We start from the raw sequence: 11,945 nt of genomic DNA on the forward strand, positions 1-11,945 counted from the left end.
GTCAAAAGATAAAATTGGCGTTGCCACGTAAGGCTATTTTAACTTATTAAGTTGAATGTGCATCCTGTTTCGACTTAAATTTTAAAGGACCGCTTCTGGCACACAGCAGCCCCTTCAACAACCTACCAAAATAATCAGCCTCCCACCCTGTTACACCCGCACCCCGTTACACCTGTCACATCCCCGCACCTATCCCCTCCCCTCCCACCGCCCTCCCCACCCTACTCCCTAACTAAATCAACAACTTACCCAAAACTCCAATTCCTGGCACGCTTTTAGCACTATGCAGCCTTGAGTTCCTGGTCCGGCCGCAGTAGTGGCAATGGACAGGATGTTGACCAATCTCAAGGGAAAAGAAGATGAAAGCAGCACGTTGGTATAAAGCGCATGACATCCGTATTGACGATATCGAAGAACCCCAGGTTTCTGCGGGCAAGGTAAAAATCAAAGTAGCATGGACCGGGATCTGCGGCAGCGACCTGCATGAATACCTCGCCGGGCCGATCTTTGTTCCGGTCGATAAACCGCATAAAATCAGCCACGACATCGCACCGATTGTGATGGGCCACGAGTTCTCTGGCGAAGTTGTTGCCGTGGGTACGGGCGTCAGCAAATTCAAAATCGGTGACCGCGTGGTTGTCGAGCCGATCCTCGCCTGTCGTGAATGCGAAGCCTGCCGCGAAGGCAAGTACAACCTGTGTGGCGACCTGGGCTTCCACGGTCTGTCTGGCGGCGGTGGTGGTTTCTCTTCCTTCACTACCGTAGACGAACACATGGTGCACCGTATGCCAGATGGCCTCTCTTACGAGCAGGGTGCGTTGGTGGAACCTGCCGCCGTGGCGCTGCACGCGGTGCGTATGAGCAAGCTGAAAGCCGGGGACAAAGCGGCAGTATTCGGCGCTGGTCCTATCGGGTTGCTGGTGATTGAAGCGCTGCGTGCTGCGGGTGCCTCTGAGATTTACGTGGTAGAACTGTCGCCGCAGCGTGGCGAGAAAGCGCGTGAGTTGGGTGCTAACGTGGTGATTGATCCGAGCAAGCAGGATGCGGTGGCCACCATTCGTGAACTGAGCAAAGGCGGCGTGGATGTGTCGTTCGAAGTGACCGGCGTGCCGGTGGTGCTCAAGCAGTGTATCGACAGCACCCGCTACGAAGGCGAAACCATCATTGTGTCTATCTGGGAAGGTGAAGCGTCATTCCACCCGAACAAAGTGGTGCTGGCCGAGCGTAACGTTAAAGGCATCATCGCTTACCGCCATATCTTCCCGGCGGTGATGGAGCTGATGACTCAGGGCTACTTCCAGGCGGAGAAACTGGTGACCAAGCGTATTGAGCTGGACGACCTGGTGACCGAAGGGTTTGAAGCGCTGGTGAAAGAGAAAAATCAGGTGAAAATCCTGGTACGTCCACCGCAGTAATCCCGGTATCGGGGTGGCCGTAACAAAGGGTCACCCCCTACGCGGGAGATCGCCGTTTTTAAACCAACAGCGAGCACCGTTTTTACGGGGATGGGGCCAGTTTGAGGTAAGCCGGACGTCACGCGACAGGACGTCGCGTGCCGAGGCCCGCATGGATGCGGCCGTTGCCGTTCCGGCGTACTCAAACTGGCCTCAGACCTGACGCGATTCTGATCGCGATAACACCTTCAGCCCTACGTGATCCTGGCGATCAGCGCGTCAACCACCTCATCACGCAGATACGGATGGCGGGCTGACAGCCTCTGCGCCACACTGACCGTTTTTGATGCCTGATAAAAACGCCCGCTTCCCAGCGCGGCCTCAAACTGATTCGCCTGGCGATGTGCCGCCGCTAAATCACAGTCCACCAACAGCACCGCATGGGCCAGGACCACATGGCGACGCGGAGCATCGGCATCACTGTCGGGGATCGCCCGCCAGTATTGCGCCGTTCCGGCAATTTTCCGCGCCTGCGGTCCTTCGCCACAGGCGAGGTTAAAGCGTCCGTCGCAGAACGATCCCTCCACTGCCTGCCAGCCCGTCACCACGCCCAGCTCAGCCAGTGCATCACTTAATATCGCGCACAGATGACGATAAACATCTTCTGCGGCCTCACCGAGGGTGCGCGCGATCGGGTACGCCAGGCTGAGGTTGATAATGCCCGGCCCCTGTGGCACCAGCCCGCCGCCGGATTTACGCAGGAACACCGGGCATCCGGCGGCGGCAAACTGCTCGCGCACCTGGTCCAGCGCGGTAAAACGCCGGTAACTGGAGGGCACCACAAGCGACGTTGGTCCGTACCACAGCTGGGCCACCTTGTGGCCTGCGGCGGCCAGCGGAAACAGCCCGTCCTCGGCCTGAGTCGGGTCCGCACAGTACAGCAGCCGTCCCTGCGGCAGCATAAACGGCCCGTCACCCGCCACCTGAACGCTTCTCTTCATCGTCTTGTCTTCCCGTTAGGCAGGCTGCGTGTTAGGCGACTGAATGCCATAACGCTGCATGCGGCGGTACAGCGTCATCCGGCTGATGCCCAGCTGACGCGCCACGGCGCTGTGATTCCAGCGTGCGGCACGCAGCAGGGCCACCAGCTGCTGGCCTTCATCCGGCAGTGCCTGCCCCTCTGCCGAACGCGCCTGAATTAACGTCAGCGGTGCGCTAATGCCGATGCCGTCAGGCAGATCGCCAGCGTCAATCGTGTCGCCATCGGCCATCGCCACGGCGTAATCCAGCGCATTGCTCAGTTCACGCAGGTTACCCGGCCAGCCATGCTGATGCAGGCACTGACGCGCCGCTGCGGACAGTCGGGCTTTGCCCGCCAGCATGTTGTCGATTAACCAGTCGAGATCCTGACGGTTGCGCAGTGCAGGCAGGGTGATGCGCGCCCCCTGCAAACGCCAGAACAGATCGGCGCGAAAACGCCCCTGCTCCACCAGCTCCTCAAGCACATGATGTGAAGCCGAAATCACACGGATATCCACCGCAACCGGGCGTGAAGCCCCGACCGGCAGCACCTCCTGCTCGGCCAGCACGCGCAGCAACCGCGTCTGCATCTCCAGCGGCATATCACCGATCTCATCAAGGAACAGCGTGCCGCCGTCGGCTTCCTGGACCAGGCCGCGCCGCGCTTTGCTGCCCGCCCCGGAGAAACTGCCCGGCAGATGACCAAACAGCACACTTTCAATCAAGGTCGCGGGGATCGCGGCACAGTTCACCGCAATAAACGGCTGCCCACTGCGCTGGCTGGACTGATGGAAAGCGCGGGCAAAATACTCTTTGCCGCTGCCCGTTTCCCCCTGCACCACCAGATGCAGCGGCGCACTCAGTAAGCGCGAGGCACGCTGTAACTGCTGCTGCAATGCAGGATCGCCGCCCGTGAGGGCCGCCAGCGGCGCAGGCAGTGCGGCGGGCGTGGTGATCGCCGTGCGCTCCGGGCGGCGTGCGGGCTGCACCGCCGTCACATACAGCCTCTCACCGCTGTGCAGCCGATCCAGCGTGCCCTGACGACCGCTGGCGCTGGCCAGCCAGTCCGGCAAACTGTCTATCGAAGTATTAAACAGCTGTTCAATCGGCATCCCGAGCAGCGTGCTGCGGCAGTGCGGCAGCGGCGCATCAATGCCCAGCTCTTTCTCCAGCATCCGCTGCGCACGGTGGTTATGCCCGATCACCCGGCCATCGGCATCAAAAGCAATAAGGTAATCCGGGCTGACCTCGACAAACGGCGAGGACGGGCTGAGTTTCAGCACCCAGTCGGCACGGTGGCGATGCTCAAACCAGGCATTTTCAATCTGGTGGGCATGCATCCGCGCAATCTGTAACGCCAGCTGCTGGCCGGATTTCGGCTGCGGCGAGGTCAGTGCGGAGATATCCAGGATGGCGTTAAGCTGCCCCTGCGGATCGAACAGCGGCACGGCCGAACAGGAGAGTGCAATATGCGTGGCATCGAAATGGTCGTTGTGATGTACGGTCAGCGCTTTCCCGGTCGCCAGCGCCGTGCCAACCGCACAGGTGCCCGCCCAGGCTTCCGACCATTGCGCCCCCAGGAACAGGCCAGCGCGACGCAGGCTGATTTCAGCACTGTCATCCCCCAGATAGTCCACCGTCACCCCGTGGGCATCCGTCAGCAACACCACATAGCCCGCCGGAGCAATCTGCTGGTATAACCGGCTCAAACCGTGCCGGGCAATATGGCGAAACTCTTCAAGATGCTCGCGATGCTCTCGCAGCTCCTGCCAGGGGAGAATGCGCGCCGCCTGCATACGGCTGGGATCAAGTCCGTGACTTTCCACGCAGCGTTGCCAGGAGTCACGGATCGTCTGGTCATACTGACGCTGCACCAGATGCCGGGCATCTTCGCGGGTGCAGGCAAGCACGGTGGCAATATGTTCACGCTGACTCTGATTCACAACACGCTCCTTTTGAACCGGTAAGACAGTAACAGCAATGAAAATCCGCTCACCACCTGCCAGAGGGTGATGGGATAGACCGCCGCACGCTCAATGATGCCGATCGGCAACGCCACGTACGGGATGAGCATCATACAGAGCAAGCCGACCATTCCCAGCAGCAGGCTAAACGCGGCATACACGGGTGCGCAACGGCGCAAAGCCAGGCCGGTGACGATCAGGCACAGATTACCCCCGCCAATCGCCATCACCGCACCTGCCTGATGCAATGTCACCCCATCGGCTTCCCCACCGCTGTGGAATAGCGCGATCATAACGCCACCAATGCCATGCAGGCCGCCTGCCAGCAACGCCGCCCACCCCATTCCCCCCGACAACTGCGGCCGCAACAGTAAGCAAGCCAGCAGAAACAGCACGCCTTCCACCGCAAATCCGGCATTCATCACGTTATGCAGCGGTGAGCAAATCTGCGGCCCGCATTCAGGAATGCCGAGATCACTAATATAGTTGTGGCTGTAGCGATAGGCCGGATGATGCCAGGCCAGCGCGCTGGTACGTTCGGCCAGCAGATACAGCAATCCCCCGGCGGCGAAACAGCACGCGCCTGCACGGCTGCGGCCCGATAACTGCGACATTTTTCTCTCCTGTTACTGGCAGCATTCAGTCTGACAGAGCGCCAAAAAAAAACCACCCCGGCTGGGGTGGTAAAGAGTGATAATTCGCTGGACGAGACGTGTACGTATCACCTCGTCGTCAGACGATTCGCGGCTTACCAGCGATAGTTCACCGACGCCACCACATTGCGGCCTGAACCATAGAAACAGGCTTCGCTGTTGCTACAGGATGCCACGTAGTGTTTGTCGGTCAGGTTCTGCACATTCAGTTGAACCGTGGTGCCTTTCAGGCTCGAAACCGCCTCGCCCAGTTCATATTTTGCCATCGCATCGTACAGCGTGAAGTGCGGCACTTCGTTGGTTCCGGTGCTGTCCGCCGGGGCATCACCGGTGTAACGCACACCCGTGCCTACGGTCAGCCCACTCAGAGCTCCATTCAGGAAGCTGTAGCTGCCCCAGGCCGATGCCGCATGACGCGGAATGCTGGCAGGGGTACGTCCAAGTTGAGCGGTTGTGTAAGTCTCTTTTGTCACCGCATCGGTATAGGTATAAGCCGCCATCAGTTTGACTTCCGGCAACGGCTGGGCATGCACTTCCATTTCCACGCCGTTTGAGTCAACCTTCCCGATCTGCTCGTTGTAACCGGTCACCGTATTCGCCGAGGTGATATTTTTCTGAGTGATATCAAACACCGACACGGTCATCACGGTATTGGAACCCGGCGGCTGGTATTTCACCCCCACTTCGGTCTGCTCCCCTGTTGTCGGCTTAAACGGATCGGTTCCCGGTGCGCCATTGCTCAGGTTCGGTTCAAACGAGGTGCTGTAACTGATGTACGGCGACAGACCGTTATCGAAGGCGTACAACAGCCCGGCACGGCCGGTAAAGGCGCTGTCATTGTTCTTCACGTCGGTGCCATTAAGGCGGTTAATCGTGCGGATTTGCGACCAGTCGTTGCGGCCGGACAGGACCAGGTTCCAGTTATTCCACTCCATCTGATCCTGCAGGTAGACTCCGACCTGATGCAGCTGCTTCACGGTGTTAATGCTGGGGGTAAAATCATCCTCATTCACATCAACACGACCAGGATTTGCCCAGTCGAGCTGGTACTGGGTCGAGGTATGGCGTGACAGGGTGCTGGCAACGCGGCTCCAGCGATAATCCAGCCCACCGAGCACGGTATGGCCGACATCACCGGTATCAAACAGCCCTTTGAGGTGGTTATCGACACCGAATTCGTTCGTCATCACCGTTTCATGTTGCGGGCGACGTTCAATGGTGTGGTCGTTGAGGGTGGAGCTGGTGGTGTAGACCATATATTTATAGTCTTCATCGCGATGGGTATAGCGCAGGTTCTGAGTAAACGACAGCGTTTCATTGAAGCTGTGGTCAAATTCGTAGCCAATGGAGGCCTGTTCGCGCTTGTTACCATAGTAGTTCGGGTCGTTGATATTCAGGTCATACGGGATATACCCGGTGCTGGCTTCTTTCAACGTCCCGACCATCGGCAGGAAGTTACGCGATCCGGCTTTCGGGTCGTTCTGGTAGCTGGTTAACAGGGTAAAACTGGTATCGGCATTCGGCAGCCAGGTGATGGCGGGCGCGATGGCCACGCGTTCCTGTTTATTGTTTTTCACTTCTTCATGTCTGGTGCTGGCAATACCGTTCAGACGATAAAACAGCGTGTTGTCATCGTTCAGCTTACCGCCAAAATCAAAGGCCGCTTCGCCCAGATGATGATTGCCGGTGCTGAGCTGCACTTCGCGAACGGCTTCAGCCGTCGGGCGCTTGCTGGTCATGATCACCAGGCCACCCGGGCTGACCTGGCCGTATAACACCCCTGCCGGGCCGTGGACCATCTCCACGCGCTCCAGCAACCACGGGTCAACCTGCCCGGCTCCCCCACTGGAGCTGGAAAGACCAAAGTGCAGACCATCCAGCAGTTTTGGCGCGTAGCGGAAGCCACGGCTGATAATTTCGTCGTTACGGTTGGAGTTACCGCGATAGTTGGTCACCACACCGCTGGTATAACTGAGGGCATCGGAAACCGATGCTGCCGCCTGGTCATCCATCTGCTCACGTGTCACCACCGAAATCGATTGCGGGGTTTTGCGCAGCGGGGTGGGGGTTTTGGTGCCTGAAGCGCTCTCTTTCGCCACAATACCGCTGTTACGCCCCGTCACGCTCTCCTGGGACTCCGCCGTCACCGTCAGCGTGTTGTCAGTGGCGGACTGCGCCAGCGGCGCCGCCAGCAGTGAAGACGCCAGCAGCAGGCGCAGGGTGGTATTTCCAGAGTGTACTGCCACACCAGGGCGCGCCTGGGTTTTTATCTTCTTCAACATAGTTGTGTTATCTCGTCTGAAACAGCCTTGTCTACGAAAAAAACCAGTAAAGCCCGCCAACCCATTAGATTTACTGATTGGCCGTAGCTAACTTCAGGAATGGCACGGATCATTAACGTCCGAACGCACCCTCTGCTTATGAAAAAAAACCTTACTAAATGAAGAGTTACCTCTTACCTGCGTGAAGTTCCGACGCATACTAATGCAAATGTAAATCACTCTCAATAACATTTGTATTAGCATTTCTTATTACACAAATAACTGGTACGGACGATAAAAAGTAACGACATGTAAACTAAAGAAAAAATCAGTGTGATTTATAACGGTTCGGCTAAACAGACTGGAGTCAGAAAAAAGCAGGACGTGCGGTGAGGGAGCGATCAGGCAAAAAAATAGCCACCCCATCTGGGGTGGCTAAAAGGATGATAATGAAGCTTGTCAGGAACGCGGTTCTCTGTGGAACCCCGCTTTACATCTCTGGAGCAATCAACGCCCCGCCTGCCTTTATTACCAGCGATAATCCACTGAAGCAACGAAGGTACGGCCTGAACCGTAGAAGCAGGCTTCGGTATTGCTGCATGACGCCACATAGTGCTTATCCGTCAGGTTCTGCACGTTAAACTGCAATGTGGTGCCTTTCAGCGCAGATACTGCCTCACCCAACTTGTATTTCACCATCGCATCGTAAAGTGTGAAGTGTGGAACTTCATCCTGTCCAATGGAGTCTGCTGGAGCATCACCGGTGTAACGAACGCCAGCACCCAGAGTAAAGCCGTTTAGCACGCCGTCGAGGAAGCTGTAGTTACCCCAGGCAGATGCTGCATGACGCGGAATACCCGAAGGGGCACGTCCCGCGAGAGCAGAACTGGTGCTGCTCTCTTTGGTCACCGCATCGGTGTAGGTGTACTGCGCCAGCAGTTCAACTTCCGGAATTGGCTGAGAACGTAACTCAGTTTCAACCCCTTTCGAATTGACCTTGCCGATCGCTTCGTTGTAACCCAATACGCTGTTATAGCCGGTAAGGTTCTTCTGGTTAATATCAAACCAGGAGACCGTTAGCATAGTATTGGTGCCCGTTGGCTGATATTTGAAGCCCACTTCGGTCTGTTCACCGGTGGTTGGCGCAAAGGGTTTGGCACCCGGTGCACCGGTACTCAGGTTAGGTTCAAACGAGGTGCTGTAGCTGACATACGGCGAAAAGCCTGAATCAAAGGCGTACAGCAGGCCTGCACGGCCGGTGAACTTGTTATCATTCTGCTGAGTGTCGCTGTTATCGGTACGATCCAGCGTACGGATTTCGCTCCAGTCATTACGACCTGACAGCACCAGGTTCCAGCGGTTCCACTCCAGCTGGTCCTGTAAATAGACACCAACCTGATGCAGTCTCTTACGCGTGCTGGTGACCAGGGAGAAGTCACTTTCATCAATATCAATGCTGGTCGGATTAGCCCAGTCAAGAATGTAACGATCTCCGCTGTCACGCCACAGCTTGCTATCAACATCGCTCCATTTATAGTCCAGCCCGCCAATCACGGTGTGATTAACGTCACCGGTCTCAAACTTCCCTTTCAGCTGGTTATCCATCGCCAGTTCATCCGTCATGATTTTATCATGCTGTGGACGGCGGTTGATCGAGTGGTCGTTATCCGCATCCCAGGTATACACCAGATACTTGTAAGACTCACTCATATGGCTGTAACGCACGTTCTGCTGGAATGACACCGCGTCGTTAAAGTTGTGATCGAAGATATAACCGATAGACGTTTGTTCACGCTTCGCTTCGTTGTAGCTCGGGTCGCTGACGTTAAAGTCGTAAGGGATATAGCCTGCGCTACTCTCTTTCAGCGAGCCGGACATCGGCAGGAAGTTACGGTAACCGGCTTTAGGTTCATTCTGGTAGCTGGTTAACAGCGTAAAGCTGGTGTCTTCATTTGGCAGCCAGGTAATCGCCGGAGCAATCGCCATACGCTGTTGTTTGTTGTTTTTAACAAACTCATGTTTGGTGCTGGCAATACCGTTCAGGCGATAGAACAGGGTGTTGTCATCATTCAGCTGACCGCCGAAGTCAAATGCGGCCTCACCAAAATGCTGATTGCCAGTGCTGAGTTTGACCTCATGAATGCTCTCAGCGGTTGGGCGCTTGCTGGTCATATTGATCAGACCGCCCGGGTTCACCTGGCCATACAGTACCGATGCCGGGCCATGTACCATTTCCACACGCTCTAACAACCAGGGATCGATCTGCCCTGCTGCTCCGGCCTGGCCGGACAAGCCGTAGCTCAGCCCATCCAGGAATTTAGGCGCATAACGGAAGCCGCGGCTGATCACTTCGTCATTACGGTTCGAGTTACCACGGTAGTTGGTCACCACGCCACTGGTGTAGCTCAGCGCATCAGAGACTGAAGCCGCCGCCTGATCGTCCATCTGATCGCGCGTTACCACGGAGATCGATTGCGGGGTTTTGCGCAGCGGTGTGGCGGTCTTGGTGCCGGACGCGCTCTCTTTCGCTACGATCCCTTTGGTCGGGGCTGTGACGCTTTCCTGGGTGTCTGCGGTGACCGTCAGTGTATTTTCTGCTTCGGTGGCTGCCTGCACGGCGGGCGCTACCAGCAGGGCTGAAGCCAGTAATAAACGCAGGGTGTGTTTGTCTGAACGAACTGCAATGCCTGGTATTGCCTGTTTTTTAATCTTATTAAACATGTTCTGGTATCCCGTCTGAACAGATTTGCTGATAAAAAAAACCCGTTAAAACCCGCCAATTGTTAAGGAGAACTGATTGGCCGCGGTGAAATGTGAGAATCACGTTTGCCACTACTTTCGTTGATTCTTCTGCCCTTCTTAAGAAAACCGATATTTACGTACAACTTACAGGCCCTTAAGAAAGTTGCGACGCATCTTATTGCAAATGCAAACTATTCTCAATACTATTTGTATTAGCGTCATTTACTGTAAGAGAGATTAAAGTCCCTCCTTTTAAGTAATTAAATGTAAATTAAGGAAAATTATCGTGACAACACGGCACACATTATGGCCGATGCGTCAGCCCGCAGGTCATGCAGCACAGCTGCTGGCCGCCGATAACGTGGGTGAAGAGAGCTGGTGGCAGCACATTGCGCAACATGGCACGCCACTGGTTGAAGCCTTTGCTGAAGGAACAGTCCGGATGAACTATTTCTGGCGTGACCCGGCAGGTGACGAAACCCGCTCTGCAATACATCAGGTTTATGTGGATATTAACTGCGTGACCGACCACCACAGCCCGCAGCCGCAAAGTTTGCAACGCCTGGCGGGAACCGATGTCTGGCACTGGTCAACGGAGATTGATGAGCACTGGCGTGGCAGTTACAGCCTGATCCCGGTAAACGCTGAGCAACTCCCCCCCACTTTTAGCACCGATGACGACACACGCCGCAAACAACAGCGCGAATGGTGGATATCTCTGTTCCCGCTGGCGATTGCCGACCCGTTAAATCGCAGCTGTGCCCACCTCAACAGCCGCGGGCACGCGCTGTCGGCCGCGCATATGCCCGCGGCGCCGGACCAGTCTGCGTGGCACGCGCTGGACAACGGACAGCCGATACACCCCGATAACCACCAGCTGCAACAATTTACCTGGGACAGCGCCCTGCTGGGGAATCAGCGCCGTATCTGGCTCTATACCACGGGCAGTACAGCGATCCCAGAGCAGCGCCCGCTGGTGATTCTGCTGGATGGACAGAACTGGGCAGACGGACAACCGCTTTATTCCGCGCTGCATGCCGAAACCGACAGCGGCCATCTGCCCGCCGCCTGCTGGCTGTTTATTGATGTGATTAACGGTGACTGGCGCGAAAAAGAGCTGCCCTGCAATGCTGAATTCTGGCAGGCGGTGCAGCAGGAATTGCTGCCGCTGGCGCGCAGCCGTGTGGAATTCAGTGAAGAGGCCGACCGTACCGTAGTCGCCGGGCAAAGTTACGGCGGCCTGGCGGCGATGTATGCCGGGCTGCACTGGCCCGGGCGCTTTGGCCGCATCCTCAGCCAGTCTGGCTCCTTCTGGTGGCCAAACGTCCGCCTGGTCACCCACTTTTCCGAAGCCGGAGAGCAGGAGATGGGCTGGCTGACCGGGCAGGCGATCAAGGGTGTACTGCCGGCCAGCCGCTTAAAGATCTTCCAGGAAGCGGGCGATCGCGAAGGCGATATGGCCTGGGTTAACCAACAGATGCGTCAGGCGCTGCTCCCGGGCGGGCATGACATTAATTTCCGAATTTTCTCCGGCGGGCATGATGCCCTGTGCTGGCGCGGCGGGCTGCTGGACGGCTTACGCTGGCTGCTGGCCGATTTTATTACACCTCCCTTTTCTGGAAAGACAGGTAATTAACATGACCGAACAACAAAACCCCTTCGATGATGAAACCCTCGACTTCCTGGTGCTGCTCAATGCACGCCAGCAATACAGCCTGTGGCCAGCGTTTTCCGACGTTCCTGCTGGCTGGAAGACCGTGAGCGGCCCGGATACCCGCGCCGAATGTATTCGTTACATCGAAGAAAACTGGCACGACATGCGCCCCGCCGTGCTGAAAACGGCAGGTTAGCCAGCCCGGGCGGCCGGAAAAAAGGTCAGCCCCTACGGGATCAGTTTTTACCTCTTACCGA

8 protein-coding genes are annotated in these 11,945 nt (G+C 56.8%); 3 read left to right on the forward strand and 5 right to left on the reverse strand.

Annotation, left to right across the window (positions count from 1 at the left end):
• The first annotated feature begins 359 nt into the window (after positions 1-359).
• The gene (locus HHI26_RS24205; RefSeq protein ID WP_171149889.1) at positions 360-1,415 is read left to right on the forward strand and encodes a 2,3-butanediol dehydrogenase; all 1,056 of its coding nucleotides are present in this window, start codon (positions 360-362) and stop codon (positions 1,413-1,415) included.
• 233 nt (positions 1,416-1,648) lie between these two features.
• Here the strand turns inward: HHI26_RS24205 and HHI26_RS24210 are convergent, their stop codons facing one another.
• From HHI26_RS24210 to HHI26_RS24230, 5 genes are all read right to left on the reverse strand, one after another.
• Positions 1,649-2,356 carry a lipoate--protein ligase family protein gene (locus HHI26_RS24210; protein WP_171149900.1) on the reverse strand — a complete coding sequence of 236 codons (708 nt, stop codon included), beginning with the start codon at positions 2,354-2,356 and terminating at the stop codon, positions 1,649-1,651.
• Positions 2,357-2,410: 54 nt separating this feature from the next.
• Positions 2,411-4,357 carry a sigma-54-dependent Fis family transcriptional regulator gene (locus HHI26_RS24215; RefSeq protein ID WP_171149890.1) on the reverse strand — a complete coding sequence of 649 codons (1,947 nt, stop codon included), beginning with the start codon at positions 4,355-4,357 and terminating at the stop codon, positions 2,411-2,413.
• Complete coding sequence (locus HHI26_RS24220; protein WP_171149891.1) at positions 4,354-4,992, reverse strand: DUF998 domain-containing protein; 639 nt, start codon at positions 4,990-4,992, stop codon at positions 4,354-4,356. The genes HHI26_RS24215 and HHI26_RS24220 overlap by 4 nt, the downstream gene beginning before the upstream one ends.
• A 134-nt stretch (positions 4,993-5,126) precedes the next feature.
• Positions 5,127-7,313, reverse strand: a complete 2,187-nt coding sequence (locus tag HHI26_RS24225) for a TonB-dependent siderophore receptor (protein WP_171149892.1) — start codon at positions 7,311-7,313, stop codon at positions 5,127-5,129.
• Between the two features lie 507 nt (positions 7,314-7,820).
• The gene (locus tag HHI26_RS24230) at positions 7,821-10,013 is read right to left on the reverse strand and encodes a TonB-dependent siderophore receptor (RefSeq protein WP_171149893.1); all 2,193 of its coding nucleotides are present in this window, start codon (positions 10,011-10,013) and stop codon (positions 7,821-7,823) included.
• A 334-nt stretch (positions 10,014-10,347) separates the two neighbouring features.
• On the opposite strand from HHI26_RS24230, the gene fes reads away from it, so the two are divergent.
• Together fes and HHI26_RS24240 are read left to right on the forward strand one after the other, a co-directional pair.
• Positions 10,348-11,670, forward strand: coding sequence for an enterochelin esterase (gene fes / locus HHI26_RS24235; RefSeq protein WP_171149901.1), 1,323 nt, complete (start codon positions 10,348-10,350; stop codon positions 11,668-11,670).
• 1 nt (position 11,671) lies between these two features.
• A complete protein-coding gene (locus HHI26_RS24240; RefSeq protein WP_171149894.1) occupies positions 11,672-11,884 on the forward strand; it encodes an MbtH family protein in 213 nt (70 codons plus the stop codon).
• The last annotated feature ends 61 nt before the right edge of the window (positions 11,885-11,945 follow it).

Source organism: Erwinia sp. JH02, assembly GCF_013074405.1.
Classification (GTDB): Bacteria; Pseudomonadota; Gammaproteobacteria; order Enterobacterales; family Enterobacteriaceae; genus Erwinia; species Erwinia rhapontici.